This window comes from Metapseudomonas otitidis (assembly GCF_900111835.1).
Taxonomy (GTDB): domain Bacteria; phylum Pseudomonadota; class Gammaproteobacteria; order Pseudomonadales; family Pseudomonadaceae; genus Metapseudomonas; species Metapseudomonas otitidis.
On sequence record NZ_FOJP01000019.1, the window covers coordinates 17,749 to 35,215 of the forward strand.

The 17,467-nt window shown below is 67.4% G+C and carries 16 protein-coding genes and 1 tRNA gene; 13 read left to right on the top strand and 4 right to left on the bottom strand.

The genetic code is table 11. The annotated features are described in order from the left end of the window. Positions 1-95 precede the first annotated feature (95 nt). Positions 96-995 carry a LysR family transcriptional regulator gene (locus tag BM198_RS23040; protein WP_044411213.1) on the top strand — a complete coding sequence of 300 codons (900 nt, stop codon included), beginning with the start codon at positions 96-98 and terminating at the stop codon, positions 993-995. Positions 996-1,278: 283 nt separating this feature from the next. Here BM198_RS23040 and BM198_RS23045 read toward each other — a convergent pair whose 3' ends face one another. Continuing rightward, positions 1,279-3,288: an NADPH-dependent 2,4-dienoyl-CoA reductase gene (locus BM198_RS23045; protein WP_074972730.1), complete on the bottom strand. Its 2,010-nt coding sequence runs from the start codon at positions 3,286-3,288 to the stop codon at positions 1,279-1,281. Positions 3,289-3,487: 199 nt separating this feature from the next. Between BM198_RS23045 and fdnG the strand changes: the two genes are divergently transcribed. From fdnG to BM198_RS23085, 7 genes are all read left to right on the top strand, one after another. Then, complete coding sequence (gene fdnG / locus BM198_RS23055; RefSeq protein ID WP_139233695.1) at positions 3,488-6,562, top strand: formate dehydrogenase-N subunit alpha; 3,075 nt, start codon at positions 3,488-3,490, stop codon at positions 6,560-6,562. A 10-nt stretch (positions 6,563-6,572) separates the two neighbouring features. After that, on the top strand, positions 6,573-7,499 hold the full coding sequence (fdxH, locus tag BM198_RS23060; protein WP_044411222.1) for a formate dehydrogenase subunit beta: 927 nt from the start codon (positions 6,573-6,575) through the stop codon (positions 7,497-7,499). Positions 7,500-7,574: 75 nt separating this feature from the next. Continuing rightward, positions 7,575-8,204: a formate dehydrogenase subunit gamma gene (locus tag BM198_RS23065; protein WP_074972735.1), complete on the top strand. Its 630-nt coding sequence runs from the start codon at positions 7,575-7,577 to the stop codon at positions 8,202-8,204. A 36-nt stretch (positions 8,205-8,240) separates the two neighbouring features. Beyond that, on the top strand, positions 8,241-9,170 hold the full coding sequence (gene fdhE, locus BM198_RS23070; protein WP_074972736.1) for a formate dehydrogenase accessory protein FdhE: 930 nt from the start codon (positions 8,241-8,243) through the stop codon (positions 9,168-9,170). A gap of 167 nt (positions 9,171-9,337) precedes the next feature. Further along, on the top strand, positions 9,338-10,744 hold the full coding sequence (selA, locus tag BM198_RS23075; protein WP_074972737.1) for an L-seryl-tRNA(Sec) selenium transferase: 1,407 nt from the start codon (positions 9,338-9,340) through the stop codon (positions 10,742-10,744). Continuing rightward, positions 10,741-12,651 (top strand): selenocysteine-specific translation elongation factor, encoded by a 1,911-nt coding sequence (gene selB, locus BM198_RS23080; protein ID WP_074972739.1) that lies wholly within the window; start codon positions 10,741-10,743, stop codon positions 12,649-12,651. Before selA ends, selB begins: the two co-directional genes overlap by 4 nt. Positions 12,652-12,765: 114 nt before the next feature. Continuing rightward, on the top strand, positions 12,766-13,248 hold the full coding sequence (locus tag BM198_RS23085; protein ID WP_074972741.1) for a hypothetical protein: 483 nt from the start codon (positions 12,766-12,768) through the stop codon (positions 13,246-13,248). A 49-nt stretch (positions 13,249-13,297) separates the two neighbouring features. Here the strand turns inward: BM198_RS23085 and BM198_RS23090 are convergent, their stop codons facing one another. Next, entirely contained in the window at positions 13,298-13,621 is a 324-nt protein-coding gene (locus tag BM198_RS23090; protein WP_074972742.1) for a type II toxin-antitoxin system RelE family toxin, read from the bottom strand. Then, the gene (locus BM198_RS23095; RefSeq protein ID WP_169708322.1) at positions 13,587-13,859 is read right to left on the bottom strand and encodes a type II toxin-antitoxin system Phd/YefM family antitoxin; all 273 of its coding nucleotides are present in this window, start codon (positions 13,857-13,859) and stop codon (positions 13,587-13,589) included. The genes BM198_RS23090 and BM198_RS23095 overlap by 35 nt, the downstream gene beginning before the upstream one ends. 402 nt (positions 13,860-14,261) lie before the next feature. On the opposite strand from BM198_RS23095, the gene BM198_RS29840 reads away from it, so the two are divergent. The 5 genes from BM198_RS29840 to BM198_RS30320 all read left to right on the top strand — a co-directional run bounded on the left by BM198_RS29840 (position 14,262) and on the right by BM198_RS30320 (position 16,949). After that, positions 14,262-14,489, top strand: a complete 228-nt coding sequence (locus tag BM198_RS29840) for a hypothetical protein (protein WP_139233696.1) — start codon at positions 14,262-14,264, stop codon at positions 14,487-14,489. Positions 14,490-14,674: 185 nt separating this feature from the next. Next, positions 14,675-15,199, top strand: coding sequence for a hypothetical protein (locus BM198_RS23100; protein ID WP_074972744.1), 525 nt, complete (start codon positions 14,675-14,677; stop codon positions 15,197-15,199). Positions 15,200-15,499: 300 nt separating this feature from the next. Beyond that, positions 15,500-15,595 (top strand) — tRNA-Sec (locus tag BM198_RS23105). A 461-nt stretch (positions 15,596-16,056) separates the two neighbouring features. After that, positions 16,057-16,308 (top strand): hypothetical protein, encoded by a 252-nt coding sequence (locus tag BM198_RS23110; RefSeq protein ID WP_044411235.1) that lies wholly within the window; start codon positions 16,057-16,059, stop codon positions 16,306-16,308. Next, positions 16,305-16,949 (top strand): hypothetical protein, encoded by a 645-nt coding sequence (locus BM198_RS30320; protein ID WP_074972746.1) that lies wholly within the window; start codon positions 16,305-16,307, stop codon positions 16,947-16,949. Before BM198_RS23110 ends, BM198_RS30320 begins: the two co-directional genes overlap by 4 nt. 28 nt (positions 16,950-16,977) lie before the next feature. Here BM198_RS30320 and BM198_RS29845 read toward each other — a convergent pair whose 3' ends face one another. Next, complete coding sequence (locus tag BM198_RS29845) at positions 16,978-17,442, bottom strand: hypothetical protein (RefSeq protein ID WP_139233697.1); 465 nt, start codon at positions 17,440-17,442, stop codon at positions 16,978-16,980. Positions 17,443-17,467: the final 25 nt, after the last annotated feature.

A 17,467-nucleotide genomic window follows, 5' to 3' on the forward strand; every position in this document is an offset into this window, starting at 1 on the left:
TCGGTGAGTGAGTGACGGCGTGCAGGATAGTTGCGTGATAGACGGCAAAAAACGCCATAATCCGCGCTTCTTTGTTGCACATAGCGAGCATAGACATGGATCGGATCACTGCCATGCGGGTCTTCGTCGAAGTGGTGGAGCGGGGCAGCCAGACCGCCGCTGCCGATGCCCTGGACATGTCGCGGGCGATGATCTCGCGCTACCTCGCCGCGCTGGAGGAGTGGGCCGGCGCGCGCCTGCTGCACCGCAGCACCCGGCGCCTGAGCCTCACCGGCACCGGCGAGCAGATGCTGCCGCAGTGCCGGGAGGTCTGCGCCCTGGCCGAATCCATGCAGAGCCTCGGGCGTGACCACCGCGAGGCGCCCAGCGGCCGCCTGCGGGTCACCTGCAGCCAGTCCTTCGCCCAGGCCTGGCTGGTGCACGAGATCGGCCGCTTCCAGCAGCAGTATCCGGCCGTGGGCATCGACCTGCTGGTGAACAGCCAGGCGGTCAACCTGATCGAGGAACGCATCGACCTGGCCCTGCGCATCACCAACCAGCTCGACCCCAACCTCATCGCCCGGCGCCTCGGCACCTGCCGCTCGGTGGTCTGCGCCACCCCGGCCTACGTCGCCCGCCACGGCCTGCCGCGCACCCCCGAGGACCTGGTGCGCCATGACTGCCTGACCTACTCCTACTTCGGCCGCAGCCTGTGGACCTTCTTCCGCGACGGCGAGCCCAGCGCCGTACCGGTCAGCGGCCGGCTCAGCGCCAACGAATCCATGGTGCTGCTGGAGGCCACGCTGGCGGGGCAGGGCATCAGCCTGCAACCGCGCTACTCGGTGGCCGCCCTGGTGCGCAGCGGCGACCTGGTGCAGCTGCTGCCCGACCACGAACCCCAGGTGCTCGGCATCTACGCCCTCTACGGCAGCCGCCGGCAGATGCCCCACGCCCTGCGCCTGCTCCTCGACCACCTCGCCGAACGCCTGCAGGACGACACCGACTGGGATGCGTGAAGCACCCGGCGGCCTATGAGCGCGGCATCGGTGGATCGATGAAGCGCGATCCACCCTACCGATCCCACATGCCACGCAACCCGATGGACTTCGCACAGCTCAGCCCATCCTACGGACGGAGCGGGGCCGTAGGATGCGGTGAGCTCGGCGAACCGCATCGATGTTGAAAGGCTCCCACAGGGCGCAGCCAAACAGCTTGAGGCAACGGTCGTAGGGTGGGCCGGGCGGCGTTCCGCTTCAGCCCACCGGTTCCTATCCGCATGCCCGGGAATGTCGACGCCCCTCACAACCGCGCCGCCAGCTCGGCGCCTTCGCGGATGGCGCGCTTGGCGTCGAGTTCGCCGGCGCGGCGGGCGCCGCCGATGAGGTGCAGGCGCAGGTGGTCGGAGCCCTGCACCGGGTGCAGGTCGCGCACGGGTTCCTGGCCGGCGCAGATCACCACGTTATCCACAGGCAGCACCTGCTCGCGTCCGTCGTGGCGGATGTGCAGGCCGTCGTTGTCCACGCGCAGGTATTCCACCCCGCCCAGCATCCGCGCGCCCAGGCGTTGCAGGTGGGCGCGGTGGACCCAGCCGCTGGTCTTGCCCAGCCCCCGGCCGAGGGGCGCCGGCTTGCGTTGCAGCAGCCACAGCTCCCGCTGCGGCTGCAGGGCGAGCGGCGGAACCAGCCCGCCGGGCGTGGTGCCTTGCAGGTCGATGCCCCACTCGGCACGCCAGCGTGCCGGGTCCGGCGTGTGCGGCTGCAGCAGGAAGGCCGCCAGGTCGAAGCCGATGCCACCGGCCCCCACCAGCGCCACCCGTTCGCCCACCGGCGCGCCCAGCAGCACCTCGGCGTAGCTGAGCACCTTGGGGTGTTCGCCGCCCGGCAACGCCAGTGCGCGGGGGCGCACCCCGGTGGCCACCACCACCTCGTCGTAATGGCCGCTCAGCTCGCCGGGGCCGATGCGGCGGTTCAGCACCAGCTCCACCCCCAGCTCCGCCAGGCGGGTGCGGAAGTAGCGCAGCGTCTCGTCGAACTCCGCCTTGCCGGGGATACGCCGGGCCAGGTTGAACTGCCCACCGATCTCGGCCGCCGCCTCGAACAGCGTCACCCGGTGCCCGCGCTCGGCGGCCACGCAGGCGGCGGAAAGCCCCGCCGGCCCGGCACCGACCACGGCGATGCGCTTGGGCTGGCGGGTGCGGCGGTAGCGCAGCTCGGTCTCGAAGCCGGCCCGTGGATTGACCAGGCAACTGGCGCGGCGGTTGGCGAAGGCGTGGTCCAGGCAGGCCTGGTTGCAGGCGATGCAGGTGTTGATCGCCTCGGGCCGGCCCGCCGCGGCCTTGGCGACGAACTGCGGGTCGGCCAGCAGCGGCCGGGCCATGGACACCAGGTCCGCCTGGCCGTCGGCGATCAGCGCCTCGGCCAGCTCCGGGGTGTTGATGCGGTTGCTGGCCACCACCGGCACCCGCAGCACGTGCCGCAGCCGTGCGCTGACCTCGGCAAAGGCCCCGCGCGGCACCGAGGTGACGATGGTGGGCACCCGCGACTCGTGCCAGCCGATGCCGGTGTTGAGCAGGTCGATGCCGGCCTCCTGCAGCGCCAGGGCGATCTGCTGCACCTCTTCGGCGGTGTTGCCGCCCTCCACCAGGTCCAGCAGCGACAGGCGGAAGCCGATGGCGAAGCCGTCCCCGGCCATGCGGCGGATGCGCCGGACGATCTCCACCGCCAGGCGCATGCGGTTCTCCAGCGAGCCGCCCCAGCGGTCGCGGCGCTGGTTGGTGCGCGGGCAGAGGAACTGGTTCAGCAGGTAGCCCTCGCTACCCATGATCTCCACCCCGTCGTAGGCCGCCGCCTTGGCCAGCCGCGCGCAGCGCACGAAGGCCCGCAGGGTGCGCTCGATGCCCCGCTCGCTCAGCTCGCGCGGGGCGAACCAGCTGATGGGGGACTTCAGCGGCGATGCCGACACCACCAGCGGGTGATAGCCGTAGCGCCCGGCATGCAGGATCTGCAGCAGGATGCGCCCGCCCTCGGTGTGCACCGCCTGGGTCAGGCGGCGGTGGGCCGGCACTTCCAGGCCGCGGGTCAGGCTGCTGCCGAAGGGCAGCAGCCAGCCTTCCCGGTTGGGCGCGAAGCCGCCGGTGATAATCAGCCCGACGCCGCCCCGCGCCCGCTCCCGGTAGTAGGCCGCCAGCTTGTCGAAGTCCCGCAGGCGGTCTTCCAGGCCGGTGTGCATGGAGCCCATCACCACGCGGTTGCGCAGGTGCAGCGGGCCGACGTGCAGGGGCGAGAGCAGGTGGGGATAGGCTGTGTTCATGGCGGACCGGGGCGGGGAGAAGGGCCTTCACCATAGGAAGTTGCGCCCGGCGGGATAACGGCCCGGTTGACGTGCCGCTCGGGCATTTCGGTCAAACCATTGCTCTGGATCCATGCGCGGTGCGGTTCGCTTGACTAAGCTTCCGGGGCTGAAGAGTCGCCAAAGAGCGACTCCCTTGCCTGATGCAGGAGAACCCACGATGGACATGAACCGTCGACAGTTCTTCAAGGTCTGCGGTGTAGGCCTTGGAGGATCGAGCCTGGCGGCGCTGGGGATGGCACCCCCGGTCGCCTTCGCCGACCAGGTGCGCCATTTCAAGCTGGCGCGAACCGTCGAAACCCGTAACACCTGCCCCTACTGCTCGGTCGGCTGCGGCCTGATCATGTACAGCCAGGGCGATGCGTCGAAGAACGTGGCGCAGAACATCATCCACATCGAGGGCGACGCGGACCACCCGGTCAACCGCGGCACCCTCTGCCCGAAAGGCGCCGGCCTGCTGGACTTCGTCCACAGCCCCAACCGCCTGAAGTACCCCGAGGTCCGCGAAGCCGGCTCCAGCGAGTGGAAACGCATCGAATGGGACGAGGCGCTCGACCGCATCGCCCAGCTGATGAAAGCGGACCGCGACGCCCACTTCGTGGCCAGGAACGACGCCGGACAGACGGTCAACCGCTGGCTCACCACCGGTTTCCTCGCCGCGTCGGCATCCTCCAACGAAGCCGGCTACATCACCCACAAGGTGGTGCGTTCACTGGGCATGCTGGGGTTCGATAACCAAGCACGTGTCTGACATGGCCCGACGGTGGCAGGTCTTGCCCCGACGTTTGGCCGTGGCGCCATGACCAACCACTGGACCGACATCAAGAATGCCGATCTGGTGCTGATCATGGGCGGCAACGCTGCCGAAGCCCACCCCTGTGGCTTCAAATGGGTGACCGAAGCGAAGGCCCACAACAAGGCCCGGCTGATCGTGGTCGACCCGCGTTTCACGCGCTCGGCTTCCGTGGCCGACTACTACGCACCCATCCGTACCGGGACCGACATCGCGTTCCTGGGGGGGCTGATCAACTACCTGATCACCACCAACCAGATCCAGCATGAGTACGTCCGGCACTACACCGATGCGTCGTTCATCGTGAACGAAGGCTTCAGCTTCGAAGACGGCCTGTTCAACGGCTACGACGAGGCCAAGCGCGCCTACCCGGACAAATCCGCCTGGAGCTACGCCAAGGGCGAGGACGGCTACGCCCGCGTCGACCCGACGCTGGAAGACCCGCGCTGCGTGTTCCAGCTGATGAAGAAGCACTACAGCCGCTACACGCCCGAGGTGGTCAGCCGAACCTGCGGCACCCCGCCCGAGCAGTTGCAGAAGGTCTGGAGCCAGATCGCCGAGACCTCCGCGCCCGGCAAGGTCATGACCATCCTGTACGCCCTCGGCTGGACGCAGCACTCGGTGGGCTCGCAGATCATCCGCACCGGCGCCATGGTGCAGTTGCTGCTGGGCAACATCGGCATGCCCGGTGGCGGGATGAACGCCCTGCGCGGCCACTCCAACATCCAGGGCCTGACCGACCTGGGGCTGCTCTCCAACTCCCTGCCGGGCTACCTCACCCTGGCCGGTGACGCCGAGCAGGACTACGCCGCCTACATCGCCAAGCGCGCCGCCAAGCCCGCGCGGCCGGGGCAGCTGTCCTACTGGCAGAACTACGGCAAGTTCCACGTCAGCCTGATGAAGGCCTGGTTCGGCAAGTCCGCCACCGCCGAGAACAACTGGTGCTACGACTGGCTGCCCAAGCTCGACGTGCCGGCCTACGACGTGCTGCGCTACTTCGACCTGATGCACCAGGGCAAGGTCAACGGCTACTTCTGCCAGGGCTTCAACCCCATCGCCTCGTTCCCCAACAAGGGCAAGGTGGTGGAGAGCCTGGCCAAGCTGAAGTACCTGGTGGTGATGGACCCGCTGGCCACCGAGACGTCCGAGTTCTGGCGCAACGCCGGCGAGTACAATGACGTCGACACCGCCAGCATCCAGACCACCGTGTTCCGCCTGCCCACCACCTGCTTCGCCGAAGAGGACGGCTCCCTGGTCAACAGCGGTCGCTGGCTGCAGTGGCACTGGAAGGGCGCCGAGCCGCCGGGCCAGTGCCGCACCGACATCGCCATCATGGGCGCACTGTTCCACCGTCTGCGCGCGGCCTACACCCGCGACGGCGGCGCCTTCCCCGACCCCATCCTGGGGCTGGACTGGAACTACCTGCGCCCCGACGAGCCGGCCCCGGACGAGATCGCCCGCGAGTTCAACGGCAAGGCCCTGGCCGACCTCAACGACCCGGCCACGGGCGCGCCGCTGCTCAAGGCCGGCGAGCAACTGCCCGGCTTCGCCCTGCTGCGGGACGACGGCAGCACCGCCAGCGGCTGCTGGATCTTCGCCGGCTGCTGGACCGCCGCCGGCAACCAGATGGCCCGCCGCGACAACGCCGACCCCTACGCCATGGGCCAGACCCTCGGCTGGGCCTGGGCCTGGCCGGCCAACCGGCGCATCCTCTACAACCGCGCCTCGGCCGATCCCAACGGGCAACCCTGGGACCCGAAGAAGAAGCGCCTGGTGTGGTGGAACGGCAAGGCCTGGGGCGGCACCGACGTGCCCGACTACAAGCCCGACGTGCCGCCGGAGCAGGGCATGAACCCGTTCATCATGAACCCCGAGGGCGTCGCGCGATTCTTCGCCCTCGACAAGATGAACGAAGGGCCCTTCCCCGAGCACTACGAGCCGTTCGAGACGCCCATCGGCCGCAACCCGTTGCACCCGGAGAACCGCAAGGTCACCAGCAACCCCGCCGCCCGCCTGTTCCCGGGGGACCGCGAGATGCTCGGCACCGCCGACGAGTTCCCCTATGCGGCGACCACCTACCGCCTCACCGAGCACTTCCACTTCTGGACCAAGCACTGCCGGCTGAACGCCATCGCCCAGCCCGAGCAGTTCGTCGAGATCGGCGAAGCGCTGGCGCGGGAGCTGGGCATCGTTGCCGGCGAGCGGGTCAAGGTGTCGTCCCAGCGGGGCTACATCAAGGCGGTGGCCGTGGTCACCAAGCGCATCCGCCCGCTCGAGGTGGACGGCAAGACCGTCCACCAGATCGGCATCCCGCTGCACTGGGGCTTCTCCGGCGTGGCGCGCAACGGCTACCTGACCAACACGCTGACGCCCTTCGTCGGGGATGGAAACACCCAGACGCCGGAGTTCAAGTCGTTCCTGGTCAAGCTTGAAAAGGCATAGGAGCAGCGCCATGGCCTCACAAGACATCATTGCCCGCTCCGCCACCACCACGCCCAGCCCGTCCGTACGGCAGCTGGGCGAGGTGGCCAAGCTGATCGACGTGTCCAAGTGCATCGGCTGCAAGGCCTGCCAGGTCGCCTGTTCCGAATGGAACGACCTGCGTGACGAGGTCGGCCACAACCACGGGGTGTACGACAACCCCATGGACCTGACGGCCGACTCCTGGACGGTCATGCGCTTCACCGAGCACGAGCCCGAGGAGAACAAGCTGGAGTGGCTGATCCGCAAGGACGGCTGCATGCACTGCGCCGAACCTGGCTGCCTCGCGGCCTGCCCGAGCCCCGGCGCGATCATCCAGTACGCCAACGGCATCGTCGACTTCAACCAGGACAAGTGCATCGGTTGCGGCTACTGCGTCACCGGCTGCCCCTTCAACATCCCGCGCATCTCGCAGAAGGACCACAAGGCGTACAAGTGCACCCTGTGTTCCGACCGCGTGTCCGTCGGGCTGGAACCGGCCTGCGTGAAGACCTGCCCCACCGGGGCCATCGTCTTCGGCACCAAGGAGGCCATGAAGGAGCACGCCGCCGAGCGCATCGTCGACCTCAAGTCGCGCGGCTACGACAACGCCGGGCTGTACGACCCGCAGGGCGTCGGCGGCACCCACGTCATGTACGTGCTGCACCACGCCGACAAGCCCGCCCTCTACGCCGGCCTGCCCGAGGCGCCAGCCATCAGCCCGCTGGTCGGGCTGTGGAAGGGCATCACCAAGCCCCTTGGCCTGCTGGCCATGGGCGCGGTGGCGCTGTTCGGCTTCTTCCACTACGTGCGGGTCGGCCCCAACCGCGTGGAAGAGGACGAAACGCCCCCCAGCGAGCCGGCGGTGCACAAGGTCGACCCCTCGGTCCACGAGTTCGACCCCAGGGCGCCGCGTTGACAGACAACCCCCTCGCCCAGCGGGCGAGGGCCGGTCAGGGGCGCAGGGACGCGCCCCCGGGTTACGGAGTACGACATGAACAAAGACATCCAGCGCTACACCGCCTCCGAGCGCAGCAACCACTGGGCGGTGGCCATCCTGTTCTTCCTCGCCGGGCTGTCCGGCCTGGCCCTGTTCCACCCCTCGCTGTTCTGGCTCACCCACCTGTTCGGCGGCGGCCCCTGGACGCGCATCCTGCACCCCTTCATGGGCGTGGCGATGTTCCTGTTCTTCAGCGTCCTGGCCCTGCGTTTCGCCCACCACAACCGCTGGGAGAAGGGCGACGGCCAATGGCTGCGGCAGATGAAGGACGTCATCAACAACCGTGAGGACCGGCTCCCCGAAGTCGGCCGCTACAACGCCGGGCAGAAGATCCTCTTCTGGGTCCTGCTGGCCTCCATGATCACCCTGCTGCTCACCGGCATCGTCATCTGGCGCCAGTACTTCAGCCACTTCTTCGGCATCGACCTGATCCGCCTCGCCGCCCTGCTGCACGCCTTCGCCGCCTGGGTGCTGATCCTCAGCATCCTCGTGCACATCTACGCCGGCATCTGGGTCAAAGGCTCCATCGGCGCCATGCTCCACGGCTGGGTCAGCCGGGGCTGGGCGCGCAAGCACCATGGCGGCTGGTTCAAATCCATCGAGAAGGGCGACGGCAAGCACTGACCTCGCCCCATCCAGCACCTTCACAAGGAGTCCTGCGTGTCAGGCCAATTGCTCGAACCGGAACAGATCGCCGCCGCGGCGAACATCCCGCCCTTCCTCCACCTGCCGCAGCGCGACCTCTTCGCCACCCGCGCCGAACGCCTGCGCCAGCTCGCCGACGGCCACCCGCTGGCCGCCTACCTGCTGCTGATCGCCGACCTCTGCGACGCCCAGCAGCGCGTGCTCGACAACCCGCCCGCGCTGCCCGGCCCCGCACCGGAAGCCGTCGCCCGCAGCCGCGAGCACCGCATGCCGCCGCTGCCCTTCGAAACCCTGGTGCGCGCCGACGGCTGGCTGGCCGCCGTGGATGCCCTGCTGGACCAGCTGCCGGCCCCCGGCAACCCCGCCGTCGCCGCCGCCCTCCAGCAGCTGCGCCAGGCCGACGCCGGCCAGCGCAAGGCCTGGGGCATCAGCCTGCTCAGCGGCCAGTTCGACCTGCTGCCGCCCGCCGTCGTCCCCTTCCTCGGGGGCGCCCTGCAGGTCGCCTTCAGCCACTGGCTGCTGGCACTGCCCGCCGGCAGCGTGCAGGACGGCGAAGCCAAGGTAGTCTGCCCCGCCTGCGGCTCCCCACCCGTGGCCGGCATGGTCCGCCACCTCGGCCAGCACAACGGCCTGCGCTACCTCAGCTGCTCCCTGTGCAACTGCGAATGGCACTACGTGCGGGTCAAGTGCAGCCACTGCCAGGAGAGCAAGCGCCTGGCCTACCTCAGCGTCGAACGCGACGACCGCCCGGCCGACAAGGCTCCCCTGCGCGCCGAGACCTGCCCCAGCTGCCAGGGCTACCTCAAGCACTGCTACCTGGAGCACGACAGCCACGCCGACGCCCAGGCCGACGACCTCGCCAGCCTCGACCTCGACCTGCGCCTGGCGGAGGAGGGGTATCTGCGACGTGCGCCGAACCTGTTGCTCGCGCCTGGGAGCGAATGAGCACCTAGACTCAGCAACCAACCCCAATGGACTCGGCCGGCCACGGGAGGGTGCGCGATGACGATGGCGGGACGCGCTCGCAACAGGCATTGCCCCAGCGCAATCCCTTGCCAGCCGCGCTACCGAACCCGCACGTGCTAACCCGGACGCCGCTCAAGGAATCCCCCATGTCAGCCCCCCGCCTACCCTCCGTCGACCGTCTGCTGCGCAGCCCCGCCTGCACGCCGCTGCAGCAGCGCTACGGCCGCGAGCCCCTGTTGAAAACCCTGCGCGACCTGCTCGACGAACTGCGCGAGCCCGCCCGCCAGGGCCAGCTCGCCGCCATCGAACTCAGCGAAGCCGTGCTCGCCGGCCGTGCCGGTGAACGCCTCGCCGCCTGGCACGCCAGCCGCGTGCGCCGGGTGTTCAACCTCACCGGCACCGTGCTGCACACCAACCTCGGCCGCGCCCTGCTGCCCGAGGAGGCCATCGAAGCCATCACCCTGGCCGCGCGCTACCCGCTCAACCTCGAATTCGACCTCGCCAGCGGCAAGCGTGGCGACCGCGACGACCTCATCACCGGCCTCATCCGCGAGCTGACCGGCGCCGAAGCCGTCACCGTGGTCAACAACAACGCCGCCGCCGTGCTGCTCGCCCTCAACAGCCTCGGCGCGCGCAAGGAAGGGGTCATCAGCCGGGGCGAACTGATCGAGATCGGCGGCGCCTTTCGCATCCCCGACATCATGGCCCGCGCCGGTGTGAAGCTCGTCGAGGTGGGCACCACCAACCGCACCCACGCCAAGGACTACGAGGCCGTCATCAGCCCCCGCACCGGCCTGCTCATGCGCGTGCACACCAGCAACTACAGCGTCCAGGGCTTCACCGCCAGCGTCGCCACCCCCGACCTCGCGCGCATCGCCCACGCCCACGGCCTGCCCCTGCTGGAAGACCTCGGCAGCGGCACCCTGGTGGACCTCACCCGCTGGGGCCTGCCCAAGGAACCCACCGTGCAGGAAGCCCTGCGCGACGGCGCCGACATCGTCACCTTCAGCGGCGACAAGCTCCTCGGCGGCCCCCAGGCCGGGCTCATCCTCGGCAGCAAGGAACTCATCGGCCGCATCAAGAAGAACCCCCTCAAGCGCGCCCTGCGGGTAGACAAGCTCACCCTCGCCGCGCTGGAAGCCGTGCTCGCCCTCTACCGCGACCCCGAGCGCCTCGCCGAACGCCTCACCACCCTGCGCCTGCTCAGCCGCCCGCAGCCCGACATCCTCGCCCAGGCCCAGCGCCTCGCCGCGCCCCTGGCCACCCAGCTCGGCGCCACCTGGCAGGTCAGCGTCGAGCCCGCCCTGGGCATGATCGGCAGCGGCGCCCAGCCCGTCGCCCGCCTGCCCAGCGCCGCCCTCTGCCTGCGCCCGCAGCAGCCCAAGCGCCTGCGCGGCCGCGCCCTGCGGCAACTGGAGGAAAGCCTGCGCACCCTGCCCATCCCGGTGATCGGCCGCCTCGACGACGACGCCCTCTGGCTCGACCTGCGCCAGCTCGACGACGAGCCCGCCTTCCTCGCCCAGCTGCCCCACCTCGACGGAGCCCTGCCGTGATCGTCGGAACCGCCGGCCACATCGACCACGGCAAGACCGCCCTGCTCACCGCCCTCACCGGCCAGCAGGGCGACCGCCGGCCCGCCGAGCGCGAGCGCGGCATCACCATCGACCTCGGCTACCTCCACGCCGACCTCGGCGACGGCCAGAGCACCGCCTTCATCGACGTGCCCGGCCACGAACGCTTCGTCCACAACATGCTTGCCGGCGCCTGCGGCATCGACCTGTTGCTGCTGGTGGTAGCCGCCGACGACGGCGTCATGCCGCAAACCCGCGAGCACCTCGCCATCGTCGAACTGCTCGGCATCCACCGCGCCCTGGTGGCCCTCACCAAGATCGACCGCGTCGAGCCCGCGCGCATCGCCCAGGTCCGCGCCGAAATCACCGCCCTGCTGGCCCCCGGCCCCTTTGCCGGCGCCCCGGTGTTCCCGGTGGACAGCCTCGGCGGCCAGGGCATCGACGCCCTGCGCCAGGCCCTGCTGGGCGAATCCCTGCTGGCCGCCACCCGCCGCGACGACGGCTTCTTCCGCCTGCCCATCGACCGCGCCTTCAGCGTCTCCGGCGCCGGCGTGGTCGCCACCGGCACCGCCTTCGCCGGGCAGGTGCGCATCGGCGACGAACTGGTGCTCAGCCCCTCCGGGCGCCTGCTGCGGGTGCGCGGCCTGCACAGCCGCAACCAGCAGGTGGAGAGCGCCCGCGCCGGCCAGCGGGTCGCCATCAACCTTGCCGGCGAGCGCCTCGCCGTCGACGACCTGCACCGGGGCGACTGGCTGCTGGCGCCGGCCCTCGCCGCGCCCACCACCCGCATCGACATCGACCTGCACCTGCTGCCCGGCGAGCCCCATCCGCTCGCCCACTGGACGCCCGTGCACGTCCATCTCGGCGCCCAGGACGTCACCGGCCGCGTCGCCCTGCTGCAAGGCAACAGCCTCGCCCCCGGCCAGCAGGCCTTCGCCCAGCTGCTGCTCAACGCCCCCGCCCACGCCGTGCACGGCGACCGGCTGGTGCTGCGTGACCAGTCCGCCCAGCGCACCCTCGGCGGCGGCCGCGTCCTCGACCCCTTCGCCCCCGCGCGCAACCGCCGCAGCACCGAACGCCTCGCCCAGCTCCAGGCCCTGCGCAGCGCAAGCCTGGAACAGGCACTGCCGGCCCTGCTCGACGCCGCCGACAACGGCCTCTACCCGCAACTGCTCGAACGCCAGTTCAACCGCCCCCGCAGCGGCTGGCAGCTGCCGCCCGACACCCTGCAGATCGACACCCGCCTCGGCCCCCGGCTGTTCACCCGCGCCCGCTGGCAGGCCCTGGAAAACCGCCTGCTGGACGGCCTCGCGCGCTTCCACGCCGAGCAGCCCGACGAACTCGGCCCCGACCGCGACCGCCTGCGCCGCTATGCCCTGTCGGAACTAGAGCGCCCGGTCTTCATCGCCCTGCTGGAACAGCTCATGGTGCGCGAGGCCGTCCAGGCCAGCGGCCCCTGGCTGCACCTGCCCGGCCACCGCGTGCAGCTCAACGACGCCGACGAAGCCCTGCGCCAGCGCATCTGGCCGCTGCTGGAGGCCGGCCGCTACGACCCGCCCTGGGTCCGCGACCTGGCCCGCGAACTGAACGTGGACGAAAGCGCCATGCGCCTGCTGCAACGCAAGCTCGCCCGCCTCGGGCACCTGCACCAGGTGGTGAAAGACCTCTTCTACCCCGACGCCACCCTGCGCGAACTCGCCCAGCACGCCCGCCAGCTGCAGGCCGCCCACGGCACCATCAAGGCCGCCCACTGGCGCGACCGCATCGGCCTCGGCCGCAAGCGCAGCATCCAGCTGCTGGAGCACTTCGACCGCATCGGCTACACCCGCCGCATCGGCGACGAACGCAAGATCCGCGAAGACTCCGCCCTGGCCCTGCTCACCCCCTAGCCCCCGGCGCACCGCGAGCGCCCCGGCCGGCAAGGCCTGTAGGACGCACCGCGCCGGGCACACTGGCGGCCTGATCGGCGACGACGTCGCCCCGCCTGGTGAAGGAGCCAAAAGATGAAACCCTGGATCGTCGGGGCCGTGGATGCGGCCCTGTTCCTGTTCGGCTGGAGCGCCATCGCCCTGGCAGCCGCCCCTGACGCACAGGCCGCGCTGCTGTTCTCCACCTGCTGGCTGCTGCCCGTTTCCGTCGCCGTGTGGGCACTGGGCACCCGCCAGGCCCGCGCCATCCTGGCCGGCCGGGGCGGGCTACGCCGCGCGGCGTGGGAGGGGTTCTGCTGGGGCGCGGGGCTTGGGCTGGCCGTCGTACTGCTCAGCAACGCCCCGGATGCCCTGGCGGCAGGTGGCGCGCTGGAGGGGCAGCCGTTGTTCAGTGGGCATACGGCGCGGTTTCTGCTGGATGGCTGGCCGTTCTATCTGGTGACGGGGGGTTCTGGGTGGTGGTCATGCGGTGGGCTTTCAAGTGCTCAACACATGGCTGCTGCGGCGGTAGGTGCCCTTGGAGAAATGGTCAGGTCTCACCCCGGCAGCAGCGTGTAGGTGCACCGCCGCCCAGGTATGAAGCCACCTGGGTGCGGCGTGTGACGGATCAAGGCGCTTGCAAGCGCTTGACTGCAGCGCCATAGACCTTGCTTCGCTCCCGCTTGCCCACAGCGATCACGGTGACTACCACGCGACTGTCGATCACCTCATATACCAGCCGGTAGCCGATGGCGCGCAGCTTGATCTTGTAGCCGTTGGGCATATCCCGGAGCTTGTCGGCCTCGACTCGGGGACTGTCGAGCCGCTCCTTGAGCTTCCTGGCGAACTGCAACTGAATGGTCTTACCCAGCTTTCCCCACTCCTTGAGCGCTTGAGTGTTGAACTCCAGGGCGTACTTAGTCGGCTCCGCCGGCTTGTGCGATGAGGTCATCGATATCCACTCGTACAGTAGGTTCACCAGCCCGAGCGCGTACGGCTTCAGCCAGCTGCAGATCGTCAATCAGTTCCAGCATGGCTTCGTAGCGTGCCGGGGGTACGGCATAGAACGCCGGTTCATTTCGATTGAGGATCACGACCGTTTCGCCGCCACCTTCACGGATGGTGCCCATAGGGTCTTTTTTCAGTTCTGTCACCGACGCCGCAATGTCAGCCAGAACCACGTAGGTCATCGCCATATCTGCCTGTTCTCCGCTATCTGGGTTTCTAAATGTGCCTGAGCTCATTTCTAAGGGCCGAACCATCAAGCGCCGATGTCTGGGTTCTGTGCTGTGGGCCGAGCTGTCTTGGTTAAGGTCTTTTCTTCAATAAGGTCATGTGTGCGAACAGAAGATCGGCGCACCTTAGCACCTATAAAAGTGCTTTTGAAGGTGCTTTTTTGAGTGTCTGGATGAGCGGTTTCGAGCAAGGTGGGATGTGCTTCGAAAGGGCAGGTGATCTGGCGTCCATCTCCACGGGCGATGACGGATTGTCACGTTTGGCTGGCTTTCAACTGCTGGGGGCGGTGCTCTTGTTTCTGGTTGCGCTCACCTCGTCAGAGGGAAAGGGCATGTCTTCACCTGTTGGGAAAGGTCATGGAGCGTATACGCAGAGGATTAGGCAAACTGCCCCAGCAATTAGAAACCTTCCCTTTGGCAGTACTCAGGCGTGACGTAAAAACCCTCTATGTCGCCCTGATCGATACACACGAAAAGAACCATGGACGGGGTATTCGAATACTCGAAGAGGGTGGCGTCAAAGTCGAAGTTGGCCTGCAAGAGAACGTTGTCGGGGCGTTCCTGAAGCCCTATCTGCTTGGCTGACTCTGCTGGGTTGCGGCTGGCCAGGTATCGGCGGAAATAGATCCTTGTCTAGTTCCGGCAAATGGGGGGAATTCATTTCCTTTTTAGCGAGCCCCGATTTCAGTTGAAAGCGGCTACTGATCTAGCTTGGAGAGCTACGACTGGTAAACTCTACGGCTTTTGATCGGACACTCAGGGAGGACTTGATGACTTTTCGTCTGCTGGGAGTAGCTGCGGCGCTATTGCTGACATCCGCATGCTCTAACTATCAATACAAAACCTATGCTGGGAACGTAGACGATCCCACCGTCCAAATTCTGGACCTATCCGGTGGTGCGACAAATGCTCCTGTCATCTACTTCGATACGGTGCAGTATCGAGCTCTGGGAGTCCCTTACCATCGCCTGCTTCTCGCGGTCCGAGTTGATGGTGAGCCCCTCCCTAATGCCGGAAAGCACTCGATTCTGAATTACTCCGGTTACCAAGCCATTCGGCTGGCTCCAGGGCAGCACTCCTTGGAGTGGTGCTGGGTCTCTATGAATAAATTGGGTACGGGCGGAGGCCAGTGTGGCTTCAATGCCCCCAACCTCAGCCTGGAAGCTGGCAAACGCTATATCGCTACGTGGTCATCCACTACCGATATCAAGGGGGTCAGCGGGCGCGAGCACATGGAAATCAACGTCACCTCTTTCGTACTCGACCGGGATACCAAAAAGCAGATATTTCCCTAATCAGCGAGAAACCCGAACCGGGAGCAGGCTCTAGGGGTAGCCGCTGCTCAGATGCCACGCCGCCCGGTTCCTGCTGGTATTTGTCACGGTTGCGGACGCTTCTGCGACGTTCATGTGTTGGGCTTCCAGGCCCTCAATGCATGGCAGCAGCGGTACCCATCAGCGCCTGACGTTTCACACCTAATTTCGCATCGCGCTTTGCGAACAATGGTGGCAACATCCTGGCCCTGCATAAGCGGTAGCCCAAGTCTGGGCACCGCACGCCCTGTCTCGTTGCTTTTTGACCTGTCGGGCAAACAAGGAAGGCAATCACGCCCGGTGGCGTGGCCGGGCTTCAAACCCGGTGGGGGACGGCAGCCGTTCCTGGGTGGGTTCGACTCCCACTGCCTTCCGCCACGTTCCCTCCCTTCTTCACTGTCCTTACCGGATGCACTGCGCGGATGTCCGACCAGAAGAGTTCTTCCGGGAACATCTGCGAGCCGTTGTATTGGAAGGTGAGGAAGTGCGGGGCGTCGTAGACGCCCTCCATCGCCATCACCACGCCGACGATATGCACGCAGGTGAAGGTGGGCTCCGGGACGTCGGGCCAGTTCAGTTCTATCCAGGCGGTGCGGCCCATCAGCGCGCAGGCGGTATCGAACGTGAAGTCAGCCATGCTCAATCTCCTTTCAAGCGGGTCCATTAGGTACTCCATAGCGCCGCTCGGATTCCTAGCCGTGCAGGAGTAACCCTTCCAGTTCTAGGAGGGTTCCTTCAGTATTCCGGCCGTTCCAGGCGATGCGGCTTATGGACTATTTCCATCGCTGCATTATCCACAGATTTTGATTTATGGCAATGGTCCATATTGGTGTGATTCCATGGCTGAAGGGATGGCTGATCGAGCGCTTCATCTGCTCGAGATAACCAGTTTGAAAGACCTCGCCGAGGTCAACAGCAAGGAATACGTGCGCTGGCAGAGCATCAAGCGCGGCAAGGCACGTTTCGGCGCAGATGAGCTGGAGAAATTGAGTCGGTTTTATCCACAGTTCCGCTGGTGGCTGCTGACCGGGGAGGTGCTGCCCGAGGCCGGCCAGACCAGCCCCATCGACGCCCCCCCGCCGGACGCATGAGCCGCCTTACCCACCTGATCGAAGCCGCCCGTGGTGACCTGCCGCCCTGGGTGTCGACACCGGCCGAGCGCTGGGACGCCATCGCGAGCGAGTGCGGGCCGGATGAGCTGCTGGAGATCGAGCAGCGCCTCTACGCCTTGCGCTTGGAATTGGATGCGGTGGAGGACTGGGACGGCGACACCCGGGACGATATCCACAAGGCCATCGAACAGTTCCGTCGTCTGCTGCAGCTGGCGTTGCTGCGTGTGGGGGCGGCATGGACGTATTCCATTGAAACGCTGGCGGGGCCACTGGAGGGCGACGCTCTGCAGGCTGCAAGGCGCTGGTTGGCGGGGTTGCCCGAAGGCGAGCGGCTAGAGGTGTTGAAGGGCCTCTGGCACCTGCACTTTCGCCGGGCGTTGGCATTGATGCAGGGGGCGCAACTGTCGCGTGCCTCGGCACGGGCGCTGTGCCGCTACTGGCTGCAATACGGCGGTCACAACGCCGCGCAGATGTTGATCAAGGCTTTTGTGCCGGTGCTGGGGGAGGCGCGCTTCTGGCAGTTGGCCGCCGAGGTGCCGCTGCTGCCGGCCATGGCGGAGTTTCTCGACTACGCCAGCAACGGTCGCTTGAGTGAGACCCGGGCGGCTAAACGTACCTAGCGCGGCTGTGGATAAGCCGCTTCCCGCCTTACGACGCGCCCACCATCCCAACCAGACGCGCCAGCACCAACAGCACCAAAGCCCCTGCAAACAGCCCAAGGCTGGGCGCGGGCAACCGCTGGCCATCCCGCAGGCTTTGCAGAAGCCGGCCGCGCACGACTTGCGGGGCGAGGGCGAGCCCGGCGAACAGGCTGCATATGGCAGCGGTTTCGAGCAGGGCCTGTGCGTTGAAGGGCTGGGTAATCAGCAGGCTGAGCGGCATCAGCAGCACGATCAGTGCGGTGCCGCGTTGGCGGGCAGTGAGGGTGGTCCATTCGAGCATGGTGGGGCCGTCCAGAAAATATTCGGTGCGCAGCTTAGCAGGCCGTCGAAAAACTAACTGCGTTGCCGCTGCGGCGTTGAAAACGCCCTCAAAATGCTCATTTACCCCACGTAAACTGCGCTTTTTCGGCCGTTTTCGCCTTGCATCGGCTGCCTCGTCTACGTTTTTCAACAGCCTGCAATCGATGGCTCCGCCC